The organism is Clostridium frigoris (genome assembly GCF_018861865.1).
GTDB classification, from domain to species: domain Bacteria; phylum Bacillota; class Clostridia; order Clostridiales; family Clostridiaceae; genus Clostridium_AD; species Clostridium_AD frigoris.
The window spans coordinates 96706-111924 of sequence record NZ_JAHLDV010000007.1; the positions used below are offsets into that span (position 1 = coordinate 96706).

Sequence of the window (15219 nt, forward strand, 5' to 3'; positions counted from 1 at the left end):
TAATTCATATTCTATTAATATATCATTATTTTTTTATGATGTAAATGGAACAATTTATTTTTAACTACATGTTTTTCCATTTAATATGTGGTTAATACTTTGCGCGAAAAAAATCCTCTTAAGATTTAGAAATATTCTAGATTTCAAGAGGATTTATTATTATATATTTTTATTTCGCATAATCAATAGCTCGTGTTTCACGAATAACATTTACCTTGATTTGCCCTGGATATTCTAGTTCATTTTCAATTCTCTTAACTAAATTTCTTGCCATTTCGATAGCACCAGCATCATCTATTACATCTGGTTTAATCATAATTCTAACTTCTCTTCCAGCTTGGATCGCATATGACTTCTCCACACCTTCATAAGAATTTGCAATTTCTTCTAATTTTTCTAACCTTTTAATGTATGCTTCTAAAGTTTCTCTTCTTGCACCAGGTCTTGCAGCTGATATAGCATCTGCTGCTTGAACTAGTATCGCCTCAAGAGATTGTAGTTCAACATCTCCATGATGCGCTGCAATAGCATTAACTACAATAGGAGACTCATGGTGTTTTTTTGCAATTTCCGAACCTATAAGTGCATGTGGGCCTTCAACTTCGTGATCCACAGCCTTACCTATATCATGAAGCAACCCACATCTTTTAGCAAGTGTTGGATCAATTCCAAGTTCTGATGCCATAAGTCCCGCTAAGTATGAAACTTCTATAGAATGCTTTAATACATTCTGACCATAACTAGTTCTGTATTTAAGTCTTCCAAGTAGTCTAATAATTTCTGAATGAAGCCCATGAACTCCCGTTTCGAAAGTTGCTTGTTCTCCTTCTTCTCTTATATCGCTATCAACCTCTTTTTTAGCTTTTTCTACCATCTCTTCGATCCTTGCAGGATGAATTCTTCCATCCACTATTAACTTTTCAAGTGCTATTCTTGCAACTTCTCGTCTTATAGGATCAAATGCTGAAAGAATTACTGCTTCAGGAGTATCATCTATTATTAAATCTACGCCTGTAAGTGTTTCTAGCGTTCGAATGTTTCTACCCTCTCGGCCTATTATTCTTCCCTTCATTTCATCATTTGGAAGAGAAACCACATGAACTGTTGTTTCTGCAACATGATCAGCTGCACACCTTTGGATAGCATAAGTAATAATTTCTCTTGCCTTTTTATCTGCTTCTTCTTTAGCTTTAGTTTCAATTTCTTTTATCATAATTGCAGCATCGTGTTTAATTTCTTTCTTTATTTCTTCTAACAATACCTGTTTTGCTTCATCAGATGTTAATCCTGATAATCTTTCTAATTCTCCCCTTTGTCTTGTGTATAAATCTTGTACACTTGTTTCTACCGTCTCAATTTCTTGTTGCTTTTTATTAAGATTTTCTTCTTTTCTCTCTAACACATCACTTTTTTTATCTAAAGATTCTTCTCTTTGGATATTTCTTCTTTCTAACCTTTGAACTTCATTACGTCTTTCTCTTGATTCTTTTTCTAAATCAGTTCTAAGTCTGTGAACTTCTTCTTTAGCTTCTAAAATAGCCTCTTTCTTTCTTGTCTCAGCATCTTTAACGCTATCATCAAGAATTTTTTTAGCTTCTTTTTCAGCCTCAGAAATATTTGCTTGAGATATATTTTTTCTCCAATAAATCACAACAAAAACAACTACAAAAGCAACGAAAATAGCACAAACTGCTATTAATATTGTTTGACCTTTAGCATCCATTGATTATCAACACCTCCCTTGCTTATTTCAAATCTATTTAAGAGTAAATATGAAAGCTAGAAAAGGTGCTATATTTATTTAGTTGGTAGCAATTAAAATATGCAAACCAGTATTTGTATTTATTTTATATTACTTTTCAATTAATGTCAAGATTATAAGAATTAAATAATCTATTTTATCGTTATACATCCAGTACTATCACAATACTATTTAGTTATAGGTTTAATTAAAATTATATAAAATTAATAAATAATTAATTAATAATTTATTAAAGAAAAAAGCAAGTATAAACTTGCTTTATGCTTCTTTCTTAGTAACATCCTTTTTACTAACTTCTTTTTTAGAAACTACTGAATCCTTAGACAATGGCAAATCATGTTTCTTTCTTATTTTATTTTCTATTTCAAGCATAACCAAAGGATTTTCTTTAAAATAATTTTTTGAATTTTCTCTTCCCTGTCCAAGTCGTATGTCCCCATATGAGAACCAAGCTCCACTCTTTTGTACAATTTCTTCTGCAACGCCTATATCTAGAACATCGCCCTCACGAGATATTCCGTGACCATACATAATATCAAATTCAACTTTTTTAAATGGAGGTGCTACTTTGTTTTTAACTATTTTTATTCTTGTTCTATTCCCCATAAATTCATCGCCCTGTTTGATTGTATCTATTTTTCTAATATCCAATCTAACAGATGCATAAAATTTCAATGCTTTTCCACCTGGTGTAGTCTCTGGATTACCAAACATAACTCCAATTTTTTCTCTTAATTGATTTATAAATACAAGAACACATTGGGATTTATTTATAGAACCTGCAAGTTTTCTTAACGCTTGAGACATAAGTCTTGCTTGTAATCCGACATGAGAATCTCCCATTTCGCCTTCAATTTCAGCTTTAGGTACTAATGCTGCTACTGAATCCACAACAATAACATCAATAGCTCCTGAGCGAACTAGTGCCTCTGTAATCTCCAAAGCTTGCTCACCAGTATCTGGTTGTGAGACTATTAAATTTTCTATATCTATTCCTAGAGCCTTAGCATATTCAGGGTCTAAAGCATTCTCTGCATCTATAAATGCAGCTGTACCACCATTTTTTTGAGCTTCTGCAACTATATGAAGTGCAACTGTAGTTTTACCTGAAGATTCTGGTCCAAAAACTTCAATCATTCTTCCTCTTGGTACTCCACCTATACCAAGTCCTATATCAAGTCCTAAACAGCCAGTAGAAATAGCCTCTATATTTAACTTACTATTTTCTCCAAGTTTCATTACTGATCCTTTTCCAAATTGTTTTTCTATTTGACCCATAGCAACCTCTAATGCTTTTAATTTCTCATTATTCATAAATTTCCCCTTCGGGCTCACCATCCTTTATTAACGAACATTTGTTCTACTTTAAGTATACACTATTTATTTTACATGGTCAAGATACAATATAATATTTCCATTTTTACCACACTATAGTAAGTTCATATTTTTATTATTAACAACATTTAATAATCTAATCATTTATCAACTCTAATTGTACCTTTATTTTTCACAAAATAGTCAACACCCGATATTATTGTAATAATTACAGCAGCGCCCATGAAAACATTTGTTAATATGTTCAAGGTTTCTTTTACATTAACCACCATATTAACAGTTCTATTCCCGTAAGATAAATTTATCAATGCAGTAATTATAGCTACTATTTGGATAACAGTTTTTAGTTTTCCCCATTTACTAGCTGCAATTACTTTTCCATCAGCCGCTGCTATAGTTCTTAGACCTGTAACTGCAAATTCTCTAGCAATTATAATCATAGCTACCCAAGCGTACACAATTTGAAGTTCTACTAATGATACCAGTGCAGCAGTTACTAATAATTTATCAGCTAGTGGATCCATAAATTTACCAAAAGTAGTTATTTGATTTCTACTCCTTGCTATATACCCATCTAATTTATCAGTAAGAGAAGCCACTATAAAAATAACTGTAGCTAATTCTCTTCCATAAGGTATACCTTTCGCTGCTATAAACAGTAAAAATATTGGTACTAAAAATATCCGTATCATTGTAAGTTTATTTGCAAGATTCATAGCACACAACTCCTATTAAATCATATTCTAAAGCTTTAGTAACTTTTACCTTAACAAATTCTCCCTTATTACAAACTTCATTAGATTCGAAGAAAATAGTTCCGTCTACTTCTGGTGCCATTTCATAATTTCTACCATAATAAGTTTCACCATTAAAGCCTTCTACTAAAACTTTATAAATCTTTCCTATTTTTTTACTATTGATTTCTTTTGATATACTTTGTTGAATAATCATTAACTCTTCTTCACGCTTAACTTTTATTTCTTGTGAAATTTGATTTTCCATTTCGCAGGCTTCAGTCCCTTCTTCCTTAGAGTACTGAAACACACCTAGTTTATCAAATTTGGTTTCTTTAATAAATTGTTTTAACTCATCAAAATTTTCCTGCGTTTCTCCTGGGAATCCTACAATCAGAGTAGTTCTAAGTATTAATCCATTGATATTTACTCTCATCTTATTTATATTTTCTGTTATGATATTTTTTCTACCTTTTCTTTTCATTAATTTAAGAATATCATCACTTATATGTTGAATTGGTATATCTACATATTTGCAAACTTTATCATTTGACGCTATTTCGTTAATTATTTCGTCTGTAATTTCTTCTGCATAGCAGTAAAGTACTCTAATCCATTCAATTGTACTTATTTCAGAAATTTTGCTTATCAGTGTATGTAAGTTCTTTTTACCATAAAGATCAATTCCATACCTCGTTGTATCTTGAGCTACCAAAATAATTTCTTTACATCCGTGTTCACTTAATTCCTTAACTTCTTGTACTATATTTTCCATCTTTCTGCTTCTATATTTCCCTCTGATTTTGGGTATTGCACAATATGTACAAGCATTGTCACACCCTTCTGAGATTCTGACATAAGCAGAATAGGTTTCTGTAGTTAATACTCTTTGTCCTTCATTGATATTTTCATCACTATAACTACAATATTGAACTTTGTTTTTTTTCAAGAGCACCTCTTCTATACTACTTAATAGCTTGTTATAATCGTTAACTCCGAGCATAATATCAAGTTCTGGCATAAGTTCAAGCAATTCTGAGCCATAACGTTGAGTCAGGCAACCCGTCGCAATTAACACTGTACACTTATACTTTTTCTTGTATTCAGACATTTCTAGAATAGTGTCTATCGACTCTTGTTTTGAAGATTCTATAAATCCACATGTATTTACTAAAATTATGTCTGCTAACTTAGGATCCGTTGTCATATTATATTTTTCACTTAAACTACCTATTATAATCTCACTATCAATCCTATTTTTATCACAACCTAGATTTATAACTCCAACTTTCAATTTTTCCACCGGTCATCCTCCTTGTTTGTCTCTGCGGGCAATTCCAATTTTTTAACTTTAATTCTCCTTGTTTGGTTCTGAAAACAAATAATAACCGTTAACCTATTATCCATCTATATTTGTATACATAAATTATTGTAAATGTGATTTACAAATTAAACAAGGGTATTTACAATTATTCTTATAAAAATTCATTTTATTAATTCTTAAGCTCTGCATTACTTACTAATATTTCTCTAGGTTTACTTCCATTTCTACCGGATATAATCCTACGTTCCTCCATTTGTTCTATAATTCTTGCTGCTCTATTATAACCTATTTTTAGCTTTCGTTGCAATAAAGAAGTGGATGCTTGCCCATTTTCAATAACTATTCTAATTGCTTCATTTAATAATTCATCAATGCCTTCATTATCATCTTTCTTTACCGAACTACTTTCTATTTCATCTATTATTTCTTTTTCATAATTCACTTCTGTCTTCTGATCTTTTATAAAATTAACAATTCGTTCAACTTCTTCTTCTGATACAAAAGCCCCTTGTATTCTAATTGGTTTAGCCTCTCCAGACGGATAAAAAAGCATATCCCCTTTACCAAGTAATTTTTCTGCACCAGCCGAATCCAAAATTGTTCTTGAATCTATTTGACTTGAAACTGCAAATGATATTCGTGACGGGATGTTGGCCTTTATCACGCCTGTGATAACATCTACCGAAGGCCTTTGGGTCGCAATTACTAAATGCATTCCTGCCGCTCTTGCCATCTGTGCTAACCTACCAATATACTCTTCTATATCATTTGCACAAACCGTCATTAAATCCGCTAACTCATCAATTATTATGACAATCCATGGTAATTTTTCTTCAAGGATACCTTTATTAACTAATTCATTATATCCCTCAATACTTCGCACATTATTTTCCGCAAAACTTTTGTATCTTCTTGACATTTCATTCACAGCCCAATTTAAAGCACCTGCTGATTTTTTGGGGTCTGTTACCACTGGTATTAATAAATGAGGTATTCCATTATAAATATTTAATTCAACAACCTTGGGGTCAATTAGTAATAACTTAACTTCCTCTGGCGAATATTTATAAAGTAAACTTATTATCAATGAATTTATGCAAACACTCTTTCCGGAGCCTGTAGCCCCTGCTACTAGTAAATGTGGCATTTTTGTTAAGTCTGAAACAACACAGTTACCGCCTATATCTTTTCCTAAACTAAAAGACAAATTTTTGTTTGTTGCTAAAAATTCATTGGACTCTATTACTTCTCTTAAATAGACTGCACTTAACTCTTTATTTGGCACTTCAATTCCTACAGCTGCCTTACCAGGTATTGGCGCTTCAATTCTTACACCCGATGAAGCTAAATTCAATGCAATATCATCTGCTAAATTCACAATTTTGCTTACTTTAACACCTGCATTTGGCTGAAGTTCAAACCTTGTTACTGAAGGTCCTTTAGTAACTTGAATAACTTTTGCTTCTACTCCAAAGCTGCTTAATGTTTCTTGCAATTTATTTGCATTGTTAAGTAGTTCTTTTTTATCATTTTTATTCATTTTTGATGTAATATTTTCATTTAATAACTCTAAAGTAGGATATTCATATTTATAGTTAGGCTTTACTTGAACACTATTTAATTGAATTTCTTGTTCAAGTTCTTGCTTTATAGAATTATCTATATGCTTTACTTTTGTACCTCTTGTATTATTACTACTAGAGTCTTCTTCTTGATTTGGCACTTGCCCGTCACTTTCAATATCATTTGACTTTATAAAATCAATTATTTTGATTTTGTTGCTAATATCCTTAATAAATTTATTTTTTCCTTCACCTGAAACTGCCAGTTCCTCTTGAATATCGTTATTTTCTATATATAGCTCTTTATTATCATTTTTATTAGTATCTCTTTTAGCCATGAATTTTTCCTTAATATACATAAATATATCATTTAGCGATACATTTAATATTAAAATTAAACAAATAACATAAATTGCTATAAAAATTATACAACTTCCCACAGCACCAAATAGTGTGTACATTGGTACATCAATAGAATAACTAATAATGCCTCCATGTAAAACACTTGGTGACTTGTATATTTTATTTATTCCAAGCAAAAAATCTCCTTTAACATAATACTTATCCAAAGTTAATATTTGTATAAATAGCAATGTATTAATTATACTAAGAATTATTCCATAAAACTTTTTACTAAAATTTATCTTACCCTGCTTAACAATATCACAAACACCTATAAATAATATTAAGAACGGAGAAAGATATGCACCTAACCCTAAAGTCGCAAAAAGTAAATGATTAATAAAATTACCAATCATACCTGATACTGAATTAGAATTTGAAAATATAGTTGAGAATATGCTTAATAACATTAATATGCCTATTGTTATTAATATAATTCCAAAAATTTCACTATCACTATCTACAATCTTAGAACCTTTAGATTTAGTCTTTTTTCTGGCCAAAGTATCACCTCAATTTTTATTAGTTCTATCTTTATTATTTCTACAAACTTTATAAATTTCCTTTAACTTTAAATAGATTTATAAATGTATTTTAAACTAATTCTATAAGAATTACCATTAGATTCTATTCATTATACTAAATAGTCAATAAAAACAGATATAAATAGGTCATTTAGACCTATTTATATCTGTTTTTATGCTTTATCTATCATTTCATTTAGTTTTGATAAAGCTTCACTTATTCCACCTACTTCATCTATTAATCCATTATCCACTGCTTGTTTTCCTATGAGTATAGTACCCATATCATTTAAAAGCTCATCAGTTTGAATCATTAATCTATTTACCGTTTCCTTGTCAATCTTTGAGGTTCTAATTATAAATTCTGTGATTCTCTCTTGCATTTTATTAAAATACTCAAAAGTTTGAGGTACTCCTATTATTAAACCGTTCATTCGTATAGGATGAATTATCATAGTTGCAGATGGAGAAATAAATGAGTATTCAGCAGCTGTAGCTAGTGGTATGCCTATTGAATGCCCTCCACCGACTACTAGTGACACAGTAGGCTTACTTACGCTGCGAATCATCTCGGCTATCGCAAGTCCTGCTTCCACATCTCCTCCCACAGTATTTAGAACTATAAGGATACCTTTTACTTTTTCATCCCTCTCCATAGCAATAAGTTCTGGAATAACATGCTCATACTTAGTAGCCTTTGTTTGTGGAGATAACATCATATGTCCTTCTATTTGACCAATAATTGGCAAAACTTGAATTCTATCATCCTGAGTTGCAACATTAGTTGTTCCAAGTTCTTTGATACTTTCTACCTGATCATTATTCTTATCTTCATTGTTTTTTTGAGTTTTTAACATTTGCATTCCTCCTAATTCACTTTATTTTGTGCATTAAGAGAAACTATATACATTTTTTAACGACATTTCAGAAGGAAAGTCTCCCCCTTCTATAATTGGGAGTATAAATTTCCTTCTGAAGTCGTTAATCTGCAGCTCCGCAGGAGATGATTTAACCTAATTTAAATTCCCTATGTAGTGCGATAATAGCTTTTTGGGCATCTCTTGTTTCTACAAGGCACCATATAGTCATATGAGAATCTGCTGTTTGCAATACTTCAATTTTTTGTTTTGTTAATGCCTTAAGTATTCTCGCCATAACACCAGGTATACCTCTCATTTTTGAACCAATAATTGCAAGCTTACTACAATCCTTCACAAAAGAATAAGATATATTAAATTCTTTTATTAAATTGGTAAATTCAGTAAAATCTTTGTCATCAATAGTAAATATTTTTTCTTTAGGGAAAACATTTATAAGATCTATGCTTATAAAATTTTCAGCTAAGATATCAAAAAGGTCATCATAGCTAGATCCTGAATTTTTAGTTGCTTTTATTTGAACTCTCTTATCCATGTGTGTAATTCCTGTAATTATATTATTTTCATCTTCACTTTCAAAATTTGAAATTACAGTTCCGTCACATTCGTTCATTGTATTTTTTATTACAAGTGGCATATTGTATTTTCTACATATCTCAACTGCTCTTGGGTGTATGACCTTTGCGCCCTGATCCGCAAATTGAAATATTTCATCATAACTTATTTCCTTTATCAATGTTGCCTCAGAAACTATTCTAGGATCTGCCGTCATAATCCCATCTACATCAGTGTATATTTGCACCTCTACTGCGTTAAGCGCCGTTCCAAGAAGTGCTGCCGTAACATCACTCCCACCTCTCCCAATGGTCGTAACATAGCCCTCATCATCCATACCTTGGAATCCAGCAACGACAGGTACTTTTCCATTTTGAAGAATACTTAATATCCTTTTTGTATCTACATTGAGTACCATAGCATTTGTATAACTACTATCTGTAATTATGCCTGCTTGTCCTCCAGTTAAAGGCACAGCATCAATTTTATTATTATTTAACTCATTACACATTATAACAGTGCTTATAGTTTCACCACAACTCATTAGTAAATCTATTGCTAATGGATTTACATCTTTAAAATCATTATCTAATTGTGATAACAATGTATCAGTAGCATAAGGCTCTCCTTTTCTCCCCATAGCAGATACTACTACCACCGGGAAATATCCCTTAACCTTTGCGTTTATTACTTTTTTTGCTACAAGCTTTCTTTTTTCTTTAGTTGAAACAGATGTACCTCCAAACTTTTGAACTAATATCTTCATTTCTGACCTCCCTGAATAATCATTTGTCTAAGCTTCAATACTAACGGCTTGTGAAATGACATTAAATATGAGCCTTTTTTAATAATTCATTATCAACATCAATTATTATAGTTCTAGACCCAATTTTTTTAACATATTCCCAAGGCACTTCAATAATATCGTTATTACGAAAAAAACTGAATTTAGAACTGCCATCGTTTATAATTAAAAATTTTAAAAGGCCATTCTCATCAATAACCACATCATTGCTACCTAAATTACTATATTTATCCCCATCATTAATATTTATAATTTCATACCTTTCCATTTCACTATATAGTTTTATATTATCTTCCATATAACCATCTCCTTAACAATTCTCATAAAATACTATGGATTATATTAAGGAGATATGCATGATTTTTATATTTTTATCAATAAATTTACTTATCCATTGAAATAACATTGCCATTAAAAGCTTTTTTAAGCATTTCATTTTCTCTTCCTACATATGCTGAATTTATTATACCTATTTTAAAAGTCTTTTCCATTACAGTGTTTACTCTTATCATATCTATTTCATCTATCTTTTGTAATATTTCTTCAGGCGTATTTATTTTGTCCATAAACAAAGCAGATTTTCCATTGCTAAACATTCTACTACTCGTGCTTTCAAGTCCTAAAATATAACTACCTTTTAACTGTTCCTTAGCTTTACTTAATTTTTCATTAGTAATTCCGAGTTTCGCAAATTTACTAACTTCTTCTTTTATAACATCAATAGCAACTTGTGCATATTTGGGGTTAAGCCCAGCATAAATGCTTACAATTCCTGTATTTTTAAATGCTGATATATAACAATAAATAGAATAACATAGGCCTAACTCTTCACGAACCTTTTGAAATAATAATGAAGATGCTCCACCACCAAGTATATTGCTTAATAATATAAGTGTATATATATCATCCTCTCCAAGACCTACACCTGGGATTCCTAGACTTATATGAAGTTGTTCAATATCTTTTTTTCTAAAATAATGATTATTAAATATTTTTGGACTACTATATTTAGTAATCTGTTTATTTTTATACATCCACTTACCAAAATATTTTTGAACAACCTTTTCTATATTTTCCATATCAAATTTACCCGAAATAGATATTACTGAATTTTCTGGTATGTAATATGAATCTATATAATCCACTATCATTTGTCTATTAAATGAATTCACAGTATCAATTGTTCCTAAAATTGGGAGCGAAATAGAATCTGATTTCCAAATTGCTTTTGTATGCAAATCAGCTAATACATCTTCTGGTGAATCCTCGCTCATATTTATTTCCTCTACAATTACGCCTTTTTCCTTTTCAATATCAGCTTCGCAAAAGGTACTGTTGAATAACATATCAGAAATAATATCTAATGATAGATCCAGGTGAGTGTCTAACGCTTTTATATAAAAGCATGTAGCTTCTCTACTTGTAAAAGCATTTATCTGACCACCCACCTCCTCAATAGATTCAGCAATTTGTTTTGCAGTTCTAATTGTCGTTCCTTTAAAAAGCATATGCTCAATGAAATGTGATATTCCACTGTTAACTGCATTTTCATTTCTCGACCCATTTTCCACCCATAAGCCTACGCTTACAGAATTCACATATTCAATATTTTCAACTGCGATTCTTAAACCATTGTCTAGCTTGATCAAATTATACATATGCGCCTCTCCTTAATGAGATTTTATATTTACTATGTGCATATTAGTGTTATTTTATTTAAAAAAAAAAATAAAAAGGCATCTAAGCCCCTCTATTATTATTCATTCAATTTTTTTTCATTCTCTTTTTTTTCATTTTCGCTATCTTTCATAGCATCTCTTCTTGAAAGATTTACTCTTCCTTGATTATCTATTTCCATTACTTTTACCAATATTTCATCGCCAACGGATACAATATCTTCTACTTTATTAACTCTTTCAAAATCAAGTTTAGAAATATGCACTAAACCTTCTTTATTAGGTAAAATTTCTACAAATGCTCCAAAAGCAGCAATTTTAGTTACTTTTCCTAAATATATTTCTCCAACTTTAACAGATTTAGTTAACTGTTCAACTATTTTAACTGCTTTATTTGCACTCACGCTATCACTAGACATAATTACAATTTTTCCATCATCACTAGTATCTATTTTAACACCAGTTTCTGCTATAATTTTCTTTATAGTTGCTCCACCTTTACCTATTACATCCCTAATCTTGTCAGGTGCAACATTTAGCACGTACATTCTAGGAGCATACTTTGACATTTCAATTCTTGGTGCTTCTATACATTCATTCATTTTACCAATTATATGAAGTCTAGCTTTTTTCGCATCTATAATTGCAGTTTTAATGCAATAATTAGATAATCCATGAAGTTTTGTATCGACTTGTATAGCTGTAATACCATTAACAGTTCCAGCTACTTTAAAATCCATATCTCCAAAGAAATCTTCTATACCCTGAATATCAGTTATAACTTTTTCTTTAGATAAATCATCATTTGTAATTAATCCCATTGCAATTCCAGCTGCAGGTCTCTTAATTGGAACTCCAGCATCTAATAGTGCCAAAATACTTGCACTTACACTTGCTTGAGATGTTGAACCATTAGAACTTAATACTTCTGATACCACACGAATTGCATATGGAAATTCTTCTACAGATGGTAAAAGTGGTTCTACTGCTTTTTCTGCTAGTGCACCATGTCCGATTTCTCGTCTTCCAGGTCCACGCATTGGTTTAGTTTCTCCTACGCTGTAAGCTGGGAAATTATAATGATGCATATATCTTTTAGTATCCTCATCACTTATTCCGTCTAGTATCTGTGCTTCCTTTAATGCTCCAAGTGTTGCAACTCCCATAACTTGAGTAAGTCCTCTTGTGAAAAGACCTGTTCCATGAGTTCTTGGAAGTACTCCTACCTCACAACTTATTGGCCTAACTTCATCAAAAGCCCTTCCATCTGGTCTTCTATTTTCATTTAACATCATATTTCTAACTATTTCTTTTTGGATATTATAGAAAATTTCACCTATATCTGATTTTTTATCAGCATACTTTTCATCAAATTCAGCACTTATTTTTGATTTTATTTGATCAACCATTACATTTCTCTCATCCTTATCCATTATGTACATTGCTGTCTTCACCATATCAAATGAGAATTTTCTAACTTCACTTTCGAGAGTTTCATCTATTTTCTTAAACTCAGGAATGTTTTTTTTCTTTCCAAATTTAGCTATAGCTTCTTCTTGGAAAGCTACTATTTTTTTACATGCTTCAAAAGCAAAGTCGATTGCATCTATCATTATATCTTCAGCTATTTCGTCTCCACTAGCTTCTATCATTGTTACATTGTCTTTTGTAGCACAAACTGTAAGCTTCATAGAATTTGCTTTTCTCTCGCTCTGCGTAGGACTTAATATGAATTTACCATCAACCAGCCCAACTGAAACCGTTGCAACAGCATCAGTAAAAGGTATACTTGATATACATAATGCAAGTGACGCTCCATTCATAGCAAGTATTTCAGGTGAATTATCTTGTTCAACTGATAGTACTGTACAAACAATTTGTACATCATTTTTATAACCTTTAGGAAATAGTGGTCTTAGAGGCCTATCTATACCTCTTGCAGTTAAAATTGCTCTTTCTGATGGTCTTGCTTCTCTTTTTATGAAGCCACCAGGAATTTTACCAACAGCATAAAGTTTTTCTTCATATTCTACACTTAATGGAAAAAAATCGATACCGTCCCTAGGTTTTTCTGAAGCATTTGTATTAACTAAAACTACTGTCTCACCATAACTCATAAAAATTGCACAATCTGATAACATTCCAACCTTACCATATTCAACTTTAAGTTTTCTACCTGCTACCGTAGTTTCTATAGTATGAATCATATATTTGCCTCCCCTCAATTTAAATTACTCATGTTTGAATTACCAATATTCGTATAATATTAGTAGTTAATCGTATATATTTTGCCCTTAACCTAAAATAATAGAGCGGCTAAGCCGCTCCGAATTATTTTCTTAGTCCGAGTTCTGCTAGAATTGCACGATATCTTTCAATATCTTTGTTCTTTAAGTAACCTAACATACCTTTTCTTTGACCAACCATCATTAATAGACCTCTTCTTGAATGGTTATCTTTTTTATGAACTTTTAAATGCTCATTTAACTCTGTAATTCTTTCAGTTAAAAGTGCTATTTGTACTTCTGGAGAACCGGTATCTCCTTCATGTCTTGCATGTTTTACCATTATTTCTTGTTTTGTAGTCTTTGTCATTTTACAACACCTCCGAATAAAATCCCCATATTCCAAGTACACCGTTGGTGAATCGGCTAACTTAGCATAAGGTTCAAATCAATTATAACAAACTAAGATTAAATTGTAAATTATTTTTTGTATATTTACACTTATAATTCTATTTTTTGATTATAAGCATACTCTTTATCCTTTACAAGCTGGCATTTTAGTTCATCTACATTATTAAATTTAACTTCATCTCTTATTCTGTTTATAAAGTTGATTTTAACTACCTCATTGTAAATTTGCTTGTTAAAATCTAAAATATACGTTTCTACTGATAATTTACCGCCTTCTACAGTAGGATTATATCCTATGTTGGTTATAGCTTTATAAAAACAATTATTATATTCAATTATAGTATAGTATACCCCTCCCTTAGGAAGAATATAGTCCTTATTGTAGTTTAGATTCACAGTTGGAAAACCAATAGTTCTACCAAGTTGTTTACCCTTAACCACATTTCCAATAATAGTGTGTGGACGTCCTAAAAGTTCATTTGCTTTAACAATATTACCTTCAGCAATTAGATGACGTATTCTAGAACTGCTTACAATTTCATCATTAACACTAACTGCATCACAAACATATAGTTTATATCCAAGTATTGTACTATATTCCTTAAGCATTTCTACATCACCTAAATTTTTATAACCAAATCTATAATTAAAACCAACAATTATTCCCTTAGCATTATAACACTTAACCATATTTCTTATAAATTCTTCAGGGGTTATCTTCATAAATTCTTTATCAAAATTAGCTAAATTAACTATATCTATACCTGTGTCTTTCAGTAATTTTATTTTAGTATCATTATCCATTATAAGCTTTGGACAAATCTCTTTATTAATAACAGACAAAGGATGATTTTTAAAAGTACAGATCATACTTTTTGCATTATTTGCTTTTGATAATTCCACTGCTTTATTTATAAGATGCATATGACCTAAATGTAGTCCATCAAAACTTCCGAGTGCAATAAACGTTTGATATTTAAGATTAGTTTTAAAATTATCTTCTATAATTAACATTTTAATTTACTC

General features: G+C 30.8%; 12 protein-coding genes. All 12 read right to left on the reverse strand.

Annotation, left to right across the window (positions count from 1 at the left end):
* Positions 1–169: 169 nt before the first annotated feature.
* The 12 genes from rny to KPL37_RS05625 all read right to left on the reverse strand — a co-directional run bounded on the left by rny (position 170) and on the right by KPL37_RS05625 (position 15207).
* Complete coding sequence (gene rny / locus KPL37_RS05570; protein ID WP_216146425.1) at positions 170–1723, reverse strand: ribonuclease Y; 1554 nt, start codon at positions 1721–1723, stop codon at positions 170–172.
* A 297-nt stretch (positions 1724–2020) separates the two neighbouring features.
* A complete protein-coding gene (gene recA / locus KPL37_RS05575) occupies positions 2021–3076 on the reverse strand; it encodes a recombinase RecA (protein WP_216146426.1) in 1056 nt (351 codons plus the stop codon).
* 161 nt (positions 3077–3237) lie between these two features.
* Positions 3238–3813: a CDP-diacylglycerol--glycerol-3-phosphate 3-phosphatidyltransferase gene (gene pgsA / locus KPL37_RS05580; protein ID WP_216146427.1), complete on the reverse strand. Its 576-nt coding sequence runs from the start codon at positions 3811–3813 to the stop codon at positions 3238–3240.
* Complete coding sequence (gene rimO, locus KPL37_RS05585; protein WP_216146428.1) at positions 3797–5134, reverse strand: 30S ribosomal protein S12 methylthiotransferase RimO; 1338 nt, start codon at positions 5132–5134, stop codon at positions 3797–3799. Before rimO ends, pgsA begins: the two co-directional genes overlap by 17 nt.
* A 190-nt stretch (positions 5135–5324) precedes the next feature.
* Complete coding sequence (locus tag KPL37_RS05590) at positions 5325–7622, reverse strand: FtsK/SpoIIIE family DNA translocase (RefSeq protein ID WP_216146429.1); 2298 nt, start codon at positions 7620–7622, stop codon at positions 5325–5327.
* 194 nt (positions 7623–7816) lie between these two features.
* Positions 7817–8500 (reverse strand): ClpP family protease, encoded by a 684-nt coding sequence (locus tag KPL37_RS05595; protein WP_425514026.1) that lies wholly within the window; start codon positions 8498–8500, stop codon positions 7817–7819.
* A 151-nt stretch (positions 8501–8651) separates the two neighbouring features.
* Positions 8652–9842 carry an aspartate kinase gene (gene dapG / locus KPL37_RS05600; protein WP_216146431.1) on the reverse strand — a complete coding sequence of 397 codons (1191 nt, stop codon included), beginning with the start codon at positions 9840–9842 and terminating at the stop codon, positions 8652–8654.
* 61 nt (positions 9843–9903) lie between these two features.
* The gene (locus KPL37_RS05605; RefSeq protein WP_216146432.1) at positions 9904–10179 is read right to left on the reverse strand and encodes a YlmC/YmxH family sporulation protein; all 276 of its coding nucleotides are present in this window, start codon (positions 10177–10179) and stop codon (positions 9904–9906) included.
* An 85-nt stretch (positions 10180–10264) separates the two neighbouring features.
* Positions 10265–11539, reverse strand: a complete 1275-nt coding sequence (locus tag KPL37_RS05610; RefSeq protein WP_216146433.1) for a M16 family metallopeptidase — start codon at positions 11537–11539, stop codon at positions 10265–10267.
* A gap of 98 nt (positions 11540–11637) precedes the next feature.
* Positions 11638–13764: a polyribonucleotide nucleotidyltransferase gene (locus KPL37_RS05615; protein ID WP_216146434.1), complete on the reverse strand. Its 2127-nt coding sequence runs from the start codon at positions 13762–13764 to the stop codon at positions 11638–11640.
* Between the two features lie 124 nt (positions 13765–13888).
* On the reverse strand, positions 13889–14152 hold the full coding sequence (gene rpsO, locus KPL37_RS05620; protein ID WP_071613203.1) for a 30S ribosomal protein S15: 264 nt from the start codon (positions 14150–14152) through the stop codon (positions 13889–13891).
* A 131-nt stretch (positions 14153–14283) separates the two neighbouring features.
* Positions 14284–15207, reverse strand: coding sequence for a bifunctional riboflavin kinase/FAD synthetase (locus KPL37_RS05625; RefSeq protein WP_216146435.1), 924 nt, complete (start codon positions 15205–15207; stop codon positions 14284–14286).
* Positions 15208–15219 lie beyond the last annotated feature (12 nt).

Bases quoted from the DNA above. Each gene is read 5' to 3' on its own strand.
- KPL37_RS05625 (WP_216146435.1), bottom strand. From the start codon at position 15,207: ATGTTAATTATAGAAGATAATTTTAAAACTAATCTTAAATATCAAACG.
- rny (WP_216146425.1), bottom strand. From the start codon at position 1,723: ATGGATGCTAAAGGTCAAACAATATTAATAGCAGTTTGTGCTATTTTC.
- pgsA (WP_216146427.1), bottom strand. From the start codon at position 3,813: ATGAATCTTGCAAATAAACTTACAATGATACGGATATTTTTAGTACCA.
- recA (WP_216146426.1), bottom strand. From the start codon at position 3,076: ATGAATAATGAGAAATTAAAAGCATTAGAGGTTGCTATGGGTCAAATA.
- KPL37_RS05610 (WP_216146433.1), bottom strand. From the start codon at position 11,539: ATGTATAATTTGATCAAGCTAGACAATGGTTTAAGAATCGCAGTTGAA.
- rpsO (WP_071613203.1), bottom strand. From the start codon at position 14,152: ATGACAAAGACTACAAAACAAGAAATAATGGTAAAACATGCAAGACAT.
- KPL37_RS05595 (WP_425514026.1), bottom strand. From the start codon at position 8,500: ATGTTAAAAACTCAAAAAAACAATGAAGATAAGAATAATGATCAGGTA.
- KPL37_RS05605 (WP_216146432.1), bottom strand. From the start codon at position 10,179: ATGGAAGATAATATAAAACTATATAGTGAAATGGAAAGGTATGAAATT.
- dapG (WP_216146431.1), bottom strand. From the start codon at position 9,842: ATGAAGATATTAGTTCAAAAGTTTGGAGGTACATCTGTTTCAACTAAA.
- KPL37_RS05615 (WP_216146434.1), bottom strand. From the start codon at position 13,764: ATGATTCATACTATAGAAACTACGGTAGCAGGTAGAAAACTTAAAGTT.